This is a genomic window from Ignavibacteriales bacterium, assembly GCA_016709765.1.
In the GTDB taxonomy this organism is placed as follows: Bacteria; Bacteroidota; Ignavibacteria; order Ignavibacteriales; family Ignavibacteriaceae; genus IGN3.
In genome coordinates this window covers 337,321-350,944 of the sequence record JADJMD010000008.1, presented here as the reverse complement: position 1 = coordinate 350,944, position 13,624 = coordinate 337,321, and the positions used below count along the sequence as shown (strand labels likewise).

The 13,624-nt window shown below is 31.9% G+C and carries 15 protein-coding genes and 2 tRNA genes; 13 read left to right on the top strand and 4 right to left on the bottom strand.

Translation table 11 applies throughout. The features are described 5' to 3' along the window. The first annotated feature begins 197 nt into the window (after window positions 1-197). From IPJ23_02950 to IPJ23_02925, 6 genes are read left to right on the top strand one after another with little or no spacing between them, the layout of a single operon-like run. A complete protein-coding gene (locus tag IPJ23_02950) occupies window positions 198-3,170 on the top strand; it encodes a tetratricopeptide repeat protein (GenBank protein ID MBK7629672.1) in 2,973 nt (990 codons plus the stop codon). Then, entirely contained in the window at window positions 3,167-4,762 is a 1,596-nt protein-coding gene (locus IPJ23_02945) for a TonB-dependent receptor (GenBank protein MBK7629671.1), read from the top strand. The genes IPJ23_02950 and IPJ23_02945 overlap by 4 nt, the downstream gene beginning before the upstream one ends. A gap of 19 nt (window positions 4,763-4,781) precedes the next feature. Continuing rightward, on the top strand, window positions 4,782-6,845 hold the full coding sequence (locus tag IPJ23_02940; GenBank protein ID MBK7629670.1) for an SPOR domain-containing protein: 2,064 nt from the start codon (window positions 4,782-4,784) through the stop codon (window positions 6,843-6,845). A gap of 21 nt (window positions 6,846-6,866) precedes the next feature. After that, window positions 6,867-7,523 (top strand): MotA/TolQ/ExbB proton channel family protein, encoded by a 657-nt coding sequence (locus IPJ23_02935; GenBank protein ID MBK7629669.1) that lies wholly within the window; start codon window positions 6,867-6,869, stop codon window positions 7,521-7,523. A gap of 8 nt (window positions 7,524-7,531) precedes the next feature. Continuing rightward, complete coding sequence (locus IPJ23_02930) at window positions 7,532-7,936, top strand: biopolymer transporter ExbD (GenBank protein ID MBK7629668.1); 405 nt, start codon at window positions 7,532-7,534, stop codon at window positions 7,934-7,936. An 8-nt stretch (window positions 7,937-7,944) separates the two neighbouring features. Further along, window positions 7,945-8,643, top strand: a complete 699-nt coding sequence (locus tag IPJ23_02925; GenBank protein ID MBK7629667.1) for an energy transducer TonB — start codon at window positions 7,945-7,947, stop codon at window positions 8,641-8,643. Here the strand turns inward: IPJ23_02925 and IPJ23_02920 are convergent. From IPJ23_02920 to IPJ23_02905, 4 genes are read right to left on the bottom strand one after another with little or no spacing between them, the layout of a single operon-like run. Next, entirely contained in the window at window positions 8,615-8,914 is a 300-nt protein-coding gene (locus tag IPJ23_02920) for a hypothetical protein (GenBank protein MBK7629666.1), read from the bottom strand. The genes IPJ23_02925 and IPJ23_02920 overlap by 29 nt on opposite strands. Then, entirely contained in the window at window positions 8,911-9,429 is a 519-nt protein-coding gene (locus IPJ23_02915) for a DUF4199 domain-containing protein (GenBank protein MBK7629665.1), read from the bottom strand. Before IPJ23_02915 ends, IPJ23_02920 begins: the two co-directional genes overlap by 4 nt. After that, window positions 9,419-9,901, bottom strand: coding sequence for a DUF2085 domain-containing protein (locus tag IPJ23_02910; protein ID MBK7629664.1), 483 nt, complete (start codon window positions 9,899-9,901; stop codon window positions 9,419-9,421). Before IPJ23_02910 ends, IPJ23_02915 begins: the two co-directional genes overlap by 11 nt. Window positions 9,902-9,908: 7 nt before the next feature. Continuing rightward, window positions 9,909-10,754, bottom strand: a complete 846-nt coding sequence (locus IPJ23_02905; protein ID MBK7629663.1) for an NHL repeat-containing protein — start codon at window positions 10,752-10,754, stop codon at window positions 9,909-9,911. 136 nt (window positions 10,755-10,890) lie between these two features. Between IPJ23_02905 and IPJ23_02900 the strand changes: the two genes are divergently transcribed. The 7 genes from IPJ23_02900 (at window position 10,891) to IPJ23_02870 (ending at window position 13,556) form a co-directional block, all read left to right on the top strand. Beyond that, window positions 10,891-10,965: transfer RNA gene (locus tag IPJ23_02900), tRNA-Gln, on the top strand. A 196-nt stretch (window positions 10,966-11,161) separates the two neighbouring features. Beyond that, window positions 11,162-11,404 carry a GIY-YIG nuclease family protein gene (locus IPJ23_02895; GenBank protein ID MBK7629662.1) on the top strand — a complete coding sequence of 81 codons (243 nt, stop codon included), beginning with the start codon at window positions 11,162-11,164 and terminating at the stop codon, window positions 11,402-11,404. Window positions 11,405-11,439: 35 nt separating this feature from the next. Then, window positions 11,440-11,513, top strand: a tRNA-Glu gene (locus IPJ23_02890). A gap of 46 nt (window positions 11,514-11,559) precedes the next feature. Next, window positions 11,560-11,895 (top strand): (2Fe-2S) ferredoxin domain-containing protein, encoded by a 336-nt coding sequence (locus IPJ23_02885; protein MBK7629661.1) that lies wholly within the window; start codon window positions 11,560-11,562, stop codon window positions 11,893-11,895. After that, window positions 11,888-12,547, top strand: a complete 660-nt coding sequence (gene nth, locus IPJ23_02880; protein ID MBK7629660.1) for an endonuclease III — start codon at window positions 11,888-11,890, stop codon at window positions 12,545-12,547. Before IPJ23_02885 ends, nth begins: the two co-directional genes overlap by 8 nt. Continuing rightward, the gene (locus IPJ23_02875; GenBank protein ID MBK7629659.1) at window positions 12,544-13,110 is read left to right on the top strand and encodes an HDIG domain-containing protein; all 567 of its coding nucleotides are present in this window, start codon (window positions 12,544-12,546) and stop codon (window positions 13,108-13,110) included. Before nth ends, IPJ23_02875 begins: the two co-directional genes overlap by 4 nt. Next, window positions 13,107-13,556 carry a redoxin domain-containing protein gene (locus tag IPJ23_02870; GenBank protein MBK7629658.1) on the top strand — a complete coding sequence of 150 codons (450 nt, stop codon included), beginning with the start codon at window positions 13,107-13,109 and terminating at the stop codon, window positions 13,554-13,556. Before IPJ23_02875 ends, IPJ23_02870 begins: the two co-directional genes overlap by 4 nt. Window positions 13,557-13,624 lie beyond the last annotated feature (68 nt).

Here is a 13,624-nt window from a genome sequence, read left to right as displayed (position 1 = left end):
AAGTTTTTTTTAATACTTTTCTTTAGAAGATCGCTATATTTTGTTAAGTGGCTTGACTTTATGAAATCTGGAAGATTATATTTGATTTAGATTTTTGAAGTTTATTAAGATTAGGCGATTTATAACAGATTCTAAGCATTTTTGAACAGGAAGTTATCATTACAAGTTTCCACCCAAATCTTTGTTGAGGATTGTGTATGCTAAAATTCTTTTCGTTAGTTATTCTAATTACATTTTTTCCACAGATATATTCTCAAACAATATCTCAAAAATTTGATGATGCGATGGTCGCATATCATAATCAGCAATATGCTCAATCAAATAGATTGTTTGAAGAATTTTTTAATGAATATAAAATTGTTGATGAAGTTTTTGCTACTGCAAAATATTATTCAGCAGAATCATTATTAAAACTTGGCAGAAAAGATGAAGCTGCGATTGGACTTGAATATCTAACAAAAACCTACAACTGGTCAAACTATCGTGATAAAGCTCTATACAATCTTGGTTTGATTTATTACAATTCCAGCAAATACGAATTAGCCCGCAAAAGATTCAAACTTTTATTAACTGATTATCCGGAAAGCGATTTTTATGGAAACTGCCTTTATTGGGTTGGCGAATCTTTTTCAGCAGAAAATAAACCCAAAGAAGCTATCCAATTTTTAGAAGAAGCTGTTGCTGATAAGCGAAACAAAAAGTATGCTGATTACACTTTATATACATTAGCAAATGCTTATGAAAAAGTTGGTGATTATAACAATGCTGTTAAATACTATGATCAGCTTTTAACTTATCATAAAAATTCAACTCTTGCTACATCATCTCAAATCAGAATCGGGATTTGTTACTTTAAACTTAAAGATTACCAATCTTCTATTGTGGAGCTTAAAAGCCCAAGGCTTACAAATCTTTCTGATGATATGTATTCTGAAAGTATCTATTTACTTGCAACATCATACTATCGAGTTGGTGAATATGGCGATGCCGAAAAAAGTTATTTAGAAGTTCTTCAAAAATTTCCAGATGTAAAGAACACTCGTGAAGCTAAGTACGGGTTGGCGTGGACGTACTTTCAACAAAAAAAATATGATGAAGCCTTCATCAGTTTTGATGAGCTTTCAAACGAATCTGATTCGCTTGGTGTAAAATCATTATACTGGAAAGGGGAATGTAAACGCTATCTCGGAAAAAATGATGAGGCCAGTGCAATCTATAAGGAGTTTTTAGAACAGTATCCCAACGATCCTTTAGTACAGGAAGTTCAATATCAGCTTGGTGTAGTATATTTTAATATAAACAATACAGATCTTGCAACAAGATATTTAATATCAGCCAATGCATCTGATGATGATGTAATTAAAGGTAAATCTTTTGCTATGCTTGGCGAGATTGAATTAAACAAAGGCAATTTTAAGTCTGCAAAAAATTATTTTGATATTGCCCTTGCAAATAAAGGTGCTGAAAAAGATGTTCATAACAGAGCTTTGCTTGGTTTGGGAATTTCATTATTTCATTTAAATGATAATAAATCGGCTCTCAAATATTTAAATGAGTTAGAAAGTGCTGATCCGGGTTTTGAATCTCAAAAATTAAATTTCTTTTTAGCAGAAAATTATTTTACCGCAGGTAACTTTAAAACCGCCATCAACAATTATCAAAGTGTTTCCGGTTCTGACCAGGAAATAAATTCACAAGCCCTTTACGGATTGGCATACTGTTATTTTAATACCGGCGATTATGAAAATGCTGCTTACAAGTTTGCGGACTATATTAAAAAGTATCCCACAAATAAAAGACTTAGTGACGCAAAATTAAGATTGGCAGACAGCTATTTCGGAAGCAAAAACTTTTCGGCTGCTAGCAAAGTTTATCAAGAGCTTTTTTCATCCGATGTTAAACTTAGCACCGATCCTTATGCAAGATATCAGTATGCTCAGGCACTTTATAAATCAGGTAAAACAAATGATGCAATATCTGAATTCACCTTAATCCAGCAAAATTTTCCAACATCAGAATACGCAGAGGTTTCGCTTTACACAATTGGCTGGATATATTTTCAGAAAAAAGAATATGCACAATCCATTGCACAATACAATATTGTGATATCTAAATATCCAAAAACAAAATTAGAGCCGATAATTTATTATTCCATTGGAGATGCGCAATTCAACATGGAAAAATATGATTCCGCGATTGTTAATTATGAAAAAGTGTTGGCACAATTTCCTAATTCGGAATATGTTTTTGATGCAGTAACTGGGATTCAGTACAGCTATGTTGCAAGAGGAAATTCTGAACGAGCAGTTTCATTTCTTGGCGAGTTTGTTTCCAAAAATCCTGGTTTAAGTTATGCAGATCAGTTGTTGTTTAAAAAAGGTGAAATCTATTATAGTCTAAGACAGTATGATAAAGCTAAAGCAGAATACAAAAGTTTTACATCAGCATATCCAAACAGCAAACTGGTTGCTGATTCATATTATTGGATAGGCAAGTGTGCACAAAATCTTAAACAAGATGATGAAGCAATTTTTAACTATGAAAAAGTGTTAAATGGATACAAGGATTCAGACCTAGCTTCTGCGGTGATACTTGAAATGGGAACAATTTATCGTTCAGCAAAAAATTATGACGCGGCAATTAATACTTTTAATCGTGGAATCAATGAACTGAAAAAATCTCCAAAAGTTCCTGAATTTCAGTATAACAAAGGAATGACATTATTGGAAAAAAATAATTTTCAGGAAGCATATTCAATTTTTGAAGACGTGGTAGTTTACTATCCAGGAACAGTGTTTGGTGATAAATCAAAATTTGAATTAGCATTAATTGATATTGCTGCAAAAAGATTTGCAAATGCTGATGAATATTTAACTGCGCTTTCAGAAAATAGGTCTGATGAATTAGGTGCCAAATCACAATTTTATCTTGGTCAATCTTTGTATGATCAGGGAAAATATAAGGAAGCGATAACTTCACTAGTTAGGGTTAGAACTGTTTACTCGCGATATGAAGAATGGTTAATGCGATCTTACCTGTTGCTGGGTGATAGCTATGTTAAGTTAAATGATAAAAGGAATGCTGCAGAAATGTATCGTGCTGTTGTAACTAAATACAGTGGAACTCCAATTGGTGATGAAGCACTTCAAAAATTGAGGAAGGTTCAATGAAATTAAAATTATTTTTATTATTTGTTTTTTCATTTGCTGTTATTGTTGCTCAAGATGATAAATCTAAAAATCCAAATGTTGAACTGCCTGATTTTGTTATTACAGGTAAAAGTCAGTTAAACATCAAAAAAGTAGATAAAATTAAACCCGATTTTGTTTCATCAGTGAACGAAGATTTTATTAAACCAAATTACTCACCTGAAGAACTTGAGATAGGGGAATTTTCCAACCCATTAAAAAGTGATATGAGTTTTTTGAATGATGTAAGTTTCTACAAAGGCAACATTGCTGCCGGGGTTGGATTATATACCATCCCCACGCTAAGTGCTAACTATGCGTACCCGTTTACAAACGGGATTTTAGAGGGAATGTTTAGCGGCGATTTCATTCGAGCTTATGAAGATAACAGTGATCGTTATCGCACAAGACTTGGTTTTAACTTTACGTACTGGTCTGATATTGATGGTGAAGTTTTTCCGGGAACACAATTTAATGTTAACGGAGACTATGGAACCACAAGTTTTAAGTTTTTTGCATCCAATAATCCTGAAGAAAGAAGAAGCATAAATTATGGTAAGATTGCAGTTGATGTAAAAAATGATTTTATTAAAAATTTTCTTTTTAGGGTAAACTTAACAGACAAAGTAACTAACATTTCTCAGGAAGAGTTTAAAGAAAATTATTTAAGATTAAAGGCCGATGCTCTCCTGAAACTCTCTGTAGTTAATGTTGGCGCAGCTATTGATTATCGAAATCATTCAATCAGAAATCTTCTAGGTGACAATTCCGGAAAAGATTTTCTTTTAATCAGACCTACTGCCGGATTGTTTTTTACTAAATTAATTAAGGGAACTTTTGGCTGGACATTTTCTCGGGGCGCCGAAGAAACTTACAATGCAATTTACGCTTCTGTTGCATTAAAGCTTGATAAGAATATTACATTATTCGGTGAGTTTGCTCCAACTGCGGAATTTATAAGTCCCGGAAATTTTGTAGTTAAAAACAATTATTTTAATGTAGACAGTATCGGAAGTATCTACTGGGAAAAAAGTAATGCATTAACAGCTTCAATTAAGTATGAGTTTGATAAGTATTTTCAGATAGACGGGGGGCTAAAATATTATACATCTGATGCATTTCCATATTTTGCATCATCCTCGGATTCTGGAAAATTTGATTTGCATTATGCGGATATGAAAAATATTAGTCCATACGCAAACTTTTTATTTTATCTTGGACCTTACGGTGAATTTTATAGTTCAGTAGAATTATCTGACATACGTGATACGGATGGAAAACAAATTCCTTATCAACCGATATTTAATCTTAATGCGTCTTATAGTTACAAGTTTAAAAATGGATTAACTTCAATTGCCCGAATGGATTACCAATCTAAAAGGTTTGCAGATATTAAAAATGAAATTTCTGTTGGTGATTATTTTGATTTAGGATTATCATTTATATATTCATTTCAGCCGAATCTGGATTTAACTTTAGACATAAATAATTTGCTCAATCAGAAAAATTATTTGTGGAATGGTTATAAAGAAGTTCCATTAAATGTAATTATCGGTGTTAACTATCGTTTATAAAATTTGATTAAAAATTAAAATGACCAAAGCAGAATTAATAAAAAAAGTTGCAAAGAATGTTGGCGTTCCGGATACGGATGCTAAAATATTTTTTGAATTATTTCTTAAAAGAATTTCAGCAGTCGTAGAAATTGGTCAATCAATCTTTGTTAAAGATTTTGGCTATTTCCATCTAATAAAAGGAAGTATCAAAAAACCTGTTTTCAGTTTTAAGGATAATGAAGTTTCTGAAGAAGCTGTAGAACTTATACTTTTTTCTGAAGAGAAAGATCTTAGAAAATCAGATACAAAAGGAATTGTATTTAACATCCCAAGTTTTGATGAAGAAGATTATCATCCTATAGATTCCACTTTTAGCCTTAGCATTGGTAAGCCTTTAATTCCTTTACGTGGGGTTCCATTCGATAATATTTACATCCCAACTTCCGGATATGAATATAGACGTTTAATTGAATCAAAGGTTGAAAAGATTATTGCAGCCTCAGAGATTGCAGAATCCGTTGAAAATTTTCCTACTCTTGTTATTGATGCGCGTTCATACAATTCCAATCAGGTACAATTGCTTTGGGATGAAAAAACTGAATTAGGGACTAGTGAAGTTCTGGTTTCAAACTATGAAAGTGCAACAACTACCAAACCGGAATTAAGTGAGTATGAAAAACAATCTAAAGAATTAAAGAACATTGCATGGGATTTTGGTGAAGATCTTTCTAAGCAAATAGAAGCTGAATCAATTCTTGATATTGCTGATGAAAGAATAAATATGGATCTAAATTCAAAACCGATTGAAAAAACTATTGTTATTGAAAAACAGGAACCTGATATTGTGTTGGAAAATACTCAATCAGAACATGAAAATTTGATTCCTGATAAAGATCTAACCGAAATTGATCAATTTGTTGAAGAAATACATGTTGATGAATCATCAGAAAAGTTGAATGAGTTATTAGAAAGTGAAAACGAACCCCAAGAAGTATTTAAAGAAGAAATTCTTGAAGAAAATATTCTTGAAAAATTTGATGAACAGATGGATGAAATTGTAAGTGAATCAGTTGCTGATCAAACCATTATTGAAATAAAATCTGAAACTACTAATATAATTTCTTTAGGGGATGATAAATCTGATGAAGAATTCTGGAAAACTACATCAAAATATTTTGAGCCTTATAAACCGGGTATAGAAGAAGTTGATGAAGGTATTGTTGAAGAGAAAACTGATCTGAAATTCAATCCCTCTGATACACTTGAACTTGAAAATGATTCTACTAAAGGAAATAATATAGAAATAATTGATGAAAATATTTTAAATTCTGTTATCGCGGATGAAGAAATTAACTCCGAATCAAAAAAAGAAAATCAGAAAATATCGATGGATGAAAATAATTCAGAAGAAAGTGTTGAAGACGATATTGTATTGGAACCTGCTACTGAACAAAAAGCGGAATATTTTGAGCCAACTAAAAAGAAAAATTTAGTTCCGTTTATTGTATTTCCACTACTGGTTATTGGGTTATCGTTGGCACTTTATTGGTACTTGGACTTTTACAAAAAAGGTGATGTTACGCCAAAAGTTAAACAAATTGTTTTAAAATCTGAAAATGCGAATTTTATAGAAAGAGATTTTAGTATCCCTGTAACTTATCCTTATCTGCCAAAAGTAAATGAAACGACAATCTCAGAATCTTTACCTCCCAAAACAGATGAGTCTATTATCAATTCTGAAAAAACAATAGATAAAAAATTAGATGAGAAAAAAACAGAATTGAAATCAATAAATAAAGAAAATGTAAAACCACCAATTACTGAAACAGAAAAACTTGATAAAAATATAACGCTAACAGGTAATGGATTAAATGTTGGGAATAATATTTTTAAGTACGGAAATAATTATGTTGTGCAAGTCGCTTCATTTCGCGCAAGTTCTATCTCAGAAAATGAAGCGGGAAAATTCAGGAATAAAGGTTACAATGCATTTGTAGAAGTTGCTGAAATTCCAAATCGTGGTAAATGGTATAGAGTGCGAGTTGGAAATTTTTCTACTAAAGAAGAAGCTCAAAGTTTTATAGATAAAAACATTAGATAATTAATTCATTAAAGGATAGATATGAACTTATTAGATATATTCTTAAAAGGCGGATTTATAATGTGGTTGATACTTGCCAGCTCTATTGTTGGGCTTGCTGTTTCTATCGACCGGTTTATAATGCTGCGAAAAGCAAAAATTAATGTGCCCGCTTTTATGGTTAGGATACGAGGATTTATAAAAAAGAAAGATATTTCCGGTGCGATAAGTTATTGTATGCAGGAAAAATCTCCGGTTGCAAACATCGTTCGTAAAGGATTAAAAAAATATAAATACGGACACGACCGGGTTAAAGATGCAATTGAGAACGCAGGCAGCCAGGAAGTCAGCAAGTTAGAAAAAGGTTTATCTGTTCTCGCTTCAGTTGCAGGTATTGCCCCTTTGTTAGGATTTCTTGGGACGGTAACAGGAATGATTCAAGCCTTTATGACGATTCAAGATTTAGCGGGTGCGGCAAATCCAAGTGATCTTGCAGGTGGAATTTGGGAAGCATTAATTACAACTGCATTTGGTTTAATTATTGGTATTCCAGCTTTAGCTCTATACAATTATTTTTTAAGCGCTGTTAAAAAATTAGTTGGTGAAATGGAAACAGTTGCAAATGATGTTATTGATGTTATTCAAGATGGTGGAAAAGATGAAGTAGAAATTGATGACGAAATTGAAATGGAATTATAGGTTACACTATGAAATTTAAATTATCCAAAGAGCCATTGAGTATTTTCTCTTATTCTTCTTTGACTGACATTGTGATGCTGTTATTGATTTTCTTTTTACTTACATCGCAATTTGTTATTCAAACAGGAGTAAAAGTAAAATTACCCGGTTCAAAAATGAATGAAAAATCACAGCAATCATTGATGGTTGTTACTTTAACAACTGCCGGTGAAGTGTTTGCGGGAAAAGATGTAATTACAATCGATCAACTTCCTGTTAAGCTTGGTGAAATGAAAGCAGCAACAAGTGAAGATAATCTTATAATCAGAGCTGATAAAACTGTTGCAATTGATCTTGTAATAAAAGTTATTGATGCGGCAAAGATTTCAAACATAGAAAAATTTACAATCGAAACTGAAAAAGAGAAGCTATAATTATGTATTTGTCCAATCAAAACGTAACGCGTGTTTCATACTCAGCTTCAGTAATATTTCATTTAATATTACTTATACTTTTTCTTGTGATTTTTATTCCATTAAAATATACCAAAGATAATGCAGTTGAATTATCGTTTGGAATATTAGGAGGTACTGGTTCTTCAGGATCAGATGGAGCAGCTTTTGATGAAGTATTAGAAAAATCTGAACCGAAGGAAAAAGATATCACGAAAGATAAAAATCTTGAAGTAAAAGAAGTTGAATTACCAAAAGCCAAAAACACTGATGTTAGCGATGTTAGTCCTGCACAAAAGGATAAAGAAGTAAAAAAGGAGACTGTAAAACAAACAGAGCAGCGGGAAAGTAACAATTCAACAGGTGATAAAAAGGGCAATATAAATAAAGGAACAGGTGATTTTGGTTTTTATTTTGAAGGTGGTGGATTAGGTACAAGAAAAATTTTACCTGGTTATCCGCTACCTGTTTATCCGGATGGTGTAAATAAAGAGATCGATATTAGACTAAAGTTCACAATCAAACCTGATGGTACTGTTGGATCAATATTTTTATTAACTAAAGCGGATACAAGATTAGAAAACGCTGCAATAAATTCTTTATGGCAATGGAGATTTGAACCGTTAAATGCTAACCAGGTTCAAAATGATCAAACAGCAGTTATTGTATTTCCTTATCGGCTGCAGTAGGTTCATCGTTGTAATAAAATTTGTAAAAGAAATATTCTATTATTAATAGTAATGTTAGTGAAAATGTATCACGATCAAACTGCATTCCCAATCCTTTTGGTTCCATAACAAGTTTTGCAACCATTCCAGTTATAGTCCAGCCAACGGCAAAAAGTATTCCAATCAGAGCAATATTTTGAAAACCTGATGCAAGATTTTCATCTTGCCATTTTTTTGTAAAAACAACCAAACTAAAAATTAAGTGAACGAAAAAAATAAATGCGGTTATCATTTCCCAGAATCACCTTCTCGCAATTTTCTATTAGCTAAACTCATTCCTAGTGCGCCGCCTATCATTCCAAAAATAGAATTTGTGATAAAATTGCTAGATAATATCATTAGCAGGTAAATGAATGAGAATCCATTCTTTCCAATTTCTTTAGCAGTTGATTTAATTAATTTTAAAGATTCATCCATCATGGCACCTAGATTCCATTGGCGAATTGTTAGTTCGATTTCCGGTAAATTTTGAACAAAATCATTTGATTTAGTAAAGTAGGTGAGAAGTATTTCAAAAGTTGTAATAAAAATTGTGGCAAATAGCCCAGTTAAAAATCCAAATCCTAATGATTTACCCATAAGAATTTGATTGTTAGATGGATTAATTTTTTTATCCAATAGGATAGAAATTGCAGCAGCACCTGGAACTAAAAGACAGCAGCTAAAATTTTTTATTCCCGGAACAGTTGAAAGAACGGCAGCTGCAAAACCGCAAACTAAAGTTGGAAGATATTTTTTATTTATCATTTGTATTTTTTTGTTCTGTAAAAAGTAAATTTTCAATCCCACCCAAAATATATGCAAATACCGCTGAACCGAAAAGAAAACCGGTAAAACTTGAAACCAATTTGTTGTAGTCGTAGACCTCTAATGTCAATAATATTACATCTAAAAGCATCGGAATTGAAAACAGAAAAAGATATTTGGTTTTAAGATTGTATGAATGATTCCACAAGAGCATTATTAGTGAGCTGAACAAAGCTCCAAAATAAATACCCGAGCAGCGTGCGCAAACTAAAAAGGTTGCATTATTACAAATAAAAGATTTTGCCGGGTTTTGATGGCAGACATTAGAATAAATTATTTTTTGAAAAGGATAAAGCTGATGAAGAAAATTAAAGTCTAAACAGGGAGATAGAAAACCAATTATCCAAAGAGTAAGAAAAAGCGAAAGAGTAAATCTAAAAAATCTTCTTTTTGTTGATTTAGACGTGAGCAATAGATTCTCAATCCACTTTATTAAAAATCAAAATATCTTTTGAAGTTAATACGTAAAGATTGTTATTCAATAATATTGCAGAAACTATATTTGTTAATACATCAATACCACTAAGATTAAATTTAGTAATATTTAAATCAGGGGATCTTAAATAAATATGATAAATCTCATCATTGATTGTGAGGACTAATTGATCAAAAAGTATTCTTATGCTGTTTATTCTTTGACCAATATTGATTCTGTTAATCCCATTCCCAAAGTCATCATAAACGATAATGTCTTCACCATCGATAACAAATATATTATTGGATGAAGAGATTGCAAGTTTAGTTGGATCTGAAAGCTGATATTTCCCTGCATCAAATCCGCCAAAATTAATTTTGTAATTACCGTAAAGATCAAATTTCATTATTCTTGAATTTTCAGAATCGATAAAGTATAAATCACCCTGATTAGAAGTAGCACAACTTAATGGATATCCAAATCGTTCTTCTGAGTTATCACTTTCTTTTTTATACAATGAAGATAAATAGTTTAGATTTTTATCAAAGCGCTTAATGGCATGGTTGTTTTTATCTGCCACATAAATTGTTAGTGGGTCTGCAAAAACATCGGTAGGATTGTCGAATGAATTTTCATCCCAACCATATCCGCCAAACGTTTTTAGTTGATTTCCCAAAGTATCCAGCAGAACTATTTCATCAGAACCAGAATCGGAAACATAAATCATTCCGTTTGCGGTGATGTAAAATGATGATGCATTTTTAAAATCACCAAATGATGTATCGTACTCAAAATTCTGTGCAAATAAGCCTGAACACAAAATGGTAAATAGTAACAATAAGTTTTTCATTCATAATTCTTCTTATTTTCTTCAACAAATTAGGTTAAGATAAATCCAATCTCAAGCAAATAATGGCGCGCTTATAAATTGCATTTATATTATTGCTTAGATATATTTCGAAACGAAAATTGTAATAAAAATAAATTGTCCTATAGTGTAATTGGCAACACACAGCACTCTGGATGCTGGGTTTTAGGTTCGAGTCCTAATAGGACAACCAAAGAATGTACAATGAACAATTTAGAATGCTCAATTAAAACATTTAAGATTGATTATTGTACATTTTTAATTAAAAGTTTTACACTGGCGCGTTCGTCTAGTGGCTTAGGACACCGCCCTCTCAAAGCGGGGATCACGGGTTCTCCCAAAGGGATTCCTATGGAAGAATCCCGTACGGTTTCAAGAAAGATTTGAAAATGTTCTTTGTATACATTTTGAAAAGTGAAAAAGATAAAACTTATTATTATGGCTCAACCAGTAATCTGGATGATAGACTCAAAACTCACAATGCCGGAAAAGTGAGATATACCAAAGGTCATCATCCTTATAAACTTCATTACTTTGAAAAATTTCAAACAAGAAGTGAAGCGATGTTACGAGAAAAGTTTTTCAAATCCATTGATGGCTATAATTGGTTAAAAAGTAATCGTATTATTTAGTTACTTTTAAATTCAAAGATATGAAATATTACACTGGCGCGTTCGTCTAGTGGCTTAGGACACCGCCCTCTCAAGGCGGGGATCACGGGTTCGAATCCCGTACGCGCTACAAGTTTTAAGCGGACTTATGGTTCGCTTTTCTTATTTTTAATCCTATGAAGAGATTTAATAGACATATTTTCGTTTGTGAAAACAAAAGGCCCGATGGTCATCCGCGTGGTTGCTGTGCTGAAAAGGGAAGTATGGTAATAAGGGAAAAGTTCAAATCTCGATTAAAAGAACTTGGATTAAATGCTCATATTAGAGCTAATTCTGCAGGTTGTTTAGATGCGTGTGAATTTGGGACATCTATTGTGATTTACCCTGAGCAAGTTTGGTATGGTGGAATAACTTTAAACGATGTCGAAGAGATTATTCAATCCCACATAATAAATAATAAACCTGTTGATCGACTAAAAATCTCACATCCAAGATATAACAAAGATGCCTAAAAAGATCAGCAAAGAAATTGCAGTTAAGATTTTTGATATTTTAAAAAAACAATATCCAAAAGTTAAACCTGCACTTATTTATTCGAATTCATTTGAACTTTTAATCTCAACAATTCTTTCTGCACAATGTACAGACGAACGAGTAAACATTGTTACAAAACCTCTTTTTAATAAATATAAAAAGCCGCAGGATTTTGTTGATCTTACGAATGAAGAATTAGAAAAAGAAATTTTTTCAACAGGTTTTTATAAACAGAAAGCAAAAAGCATTAAAGCTTGTTGTAAAGAATTATTAGAAAATCATAAAGGAAAAGTTCCTCCTGATTTTGATGAGCTGGTAAAACTTTCGGGAGTTGGTAGAAAAACCGCTTCAGTTATTGCTGGCAACGCATTTGGAATTCCCGCAATCGCTGTTGATACTCACGTAAAAAGATTATCCAACCTGCTGGGATTTATTGATTCTCAAAATCCAGATAAGATAGAAATTAGATTAAAAGAATTATTACCAGAATCTTATTGGATAAAATCATCTCATTGGCTAGCAACTCATGGTAGAAAAATTTGTATTGCGAATAGACCCAAATGCAGCGAATGTGTGATTGGAGATTTATGCCCGAGTTTTAATTATCATCTAACAAAAAGTAAAAAATGATTGACATAAATAGAGACCGTAAATTTTGTCTTGATATCTTAAAAGAATACACAAAAAACGAAAGCTTACTTAAACATGCTTATGCAGTTGAAACTTGTGTAAAGGCTTTTGCACAAAAATTTAATGAAGATGTTGAGTATTGGAGTAACGTAGCTTTGCTTCACGATTTTGATTATGAAAAATATCCCACTGCTGAAGAACATCCGTTTAAAGGTGCACAGATTTTAAAAGAAAAAGGATTTGATGAAGAGTTTGTTAAAGCTATACTTTCTCACGCAGATTATAGCAACGAACCGAGAGATACACTTCTGAAAAAAGTTTTATTTGCCTGCGATGAATTAGCAGGATTTATTACTGCCGTAACTTATGTTCGTCCATCAAAATCTATTGATGAAGTTGAAGTAAATTCTGTAAAAAAGAAAATGAAAGACAAAGCATTTGCAAAAACAGTTAGCAGAGATGATATTATAAAAGGGGCTGAAGAATTGCAGATTCCACTCGATGAACATATTCAGTTCTGTATTAATGCAATGAAAAAAAATAAAGAATCGCTCGGATTATGAGAGTTGGGGATTCTGTAGAAAATTTTCAATTGAGAGATCAGCTTGGAAATGGATTTGATTTATTCCAAAATCTTGATAATGATGTGTTATTAGTATTCTATCCAAAAGATAACACTCCGGTTTGCACAACACAATTGGTTGATTATTCCTTAAACAAAACAGAATTTGAAACGTATGGGATAAAAATTATTGGTGTAAATATCGATGGAATAGATTCTCACGAGAATTTTTGTAGAAATAATAAAATTGATTTTCCAGTTTTGAGTGATATTGAAAAAAAGGTAAGTAAACAGTTCAACTCATTAAATCTATTTGGCCAGAACAAAAGAAAATTGGTTTTAATCGGAAAAAACAAAAAAGTTAAGTTTGAAAAGACAACATTGTCTGTGTTTTTTGTTGATACTAAGCAACTACTTTCTGAATTGAGAAAAATGCAACTAATATAAAAGACTTGCTTTTTTGGTAAATAGATACCATTTTTGTCTAAAAATTAGGAGAAACTTTAGAGATCTTT

Excerpts from the sequence above, each read along its gene's own strand:
- IPJ23_02885 (MBK7629661.1), top strand. The coding sequence starts at position 11,560 with ATGAAGAGATTTAATAGACATATTTTCGTTTGTGAAAACAAAAGGCCC.
- nth (MBK7629660.1), top strand. The coding sequence starts at position 11,888 with ATGCCTAAAAAGATCAGCAAAGAAATTGCAGTTAAGATTTTTGATATT.
- IPJ23_02920 (MBK7629666.1), bottom strand. The coding sequence starts at position 8,914 with ATGATAACCGCATTTATTTTTTTCGTTCACTTAATTTTTAGTTTGGTT.
- IPJ23_02870 (MBK7629658.1), top strand. The coding sequence starts at position 13,107 with ATGAGAGTTGGGGATTCTGTAGAAAATTTTCAATTGAGAGATCAGCTT.
- IPJ23_02915 (MBK7629665.1), bottom strand. The coding sequence starts at position 9,429 with ATGATAAATAAAAAATATCTTCCAACTTTAGTTTGCGGTTTTGCAGCT.
- IPJ23_02945 (MBK7629671.1), top strand. The coding sequence starts at position 3,167 with ATGAAATTAAAATTATTTTTATTATTTGTTTTTTCATTTGCTGTTATT.
- IPJ23_02905 (MBK7629663.1), bottom strand. The coding sequence starts at position 10,754 with ATGAAAAACTTATTGTTACTATTTACCATTTTGTGTTCAGGCTTATTT.
- IPJ23_02875 (MBK7629659.1), top strand. The coding sequence starts at position 12,544 with ATGATTGACATAAATAGAGACCGTAAATTTTGTCTTGATATCTTAAAA.
- IPJ23_02940 (MBK7629670.1), top strand. The coding sequence starts at position 4,782 with ATGACCAAAGCAGAATTAATAAAAAAAGTTGCAAAGAATGTTGGCGTT.
- IPJ23_02930 (MBK7629668.1), top strand. The coding sequence starts at position 7,532 with ATGAAATTTAAATTATCCAAAGAGCCATTGAGTATTTTCTCTTATTCT.
- IPJ23_02950 (MBK7629672.1), top strand. The coding sequence starts at position 198 with ATGCTAAAATTCTTTTCGTTAGTTATTCTAATTACATTTTTTCCACAG.
- IPJ23_02895 (MBK7629662.1), top strand. The coding sequence starts at position 11,162 with ATGTTCTTTGTATACATTTTGAAAAGTGAAAAAGATAAAACTTATTAT.
- IPJ23_02935 (MBK7629669.1), top strand. The coding sequence starts at position 6,867 with ATGAACTTATTAGATATATTCTTAAAAGGCGGATTTATAATGTGGTTG.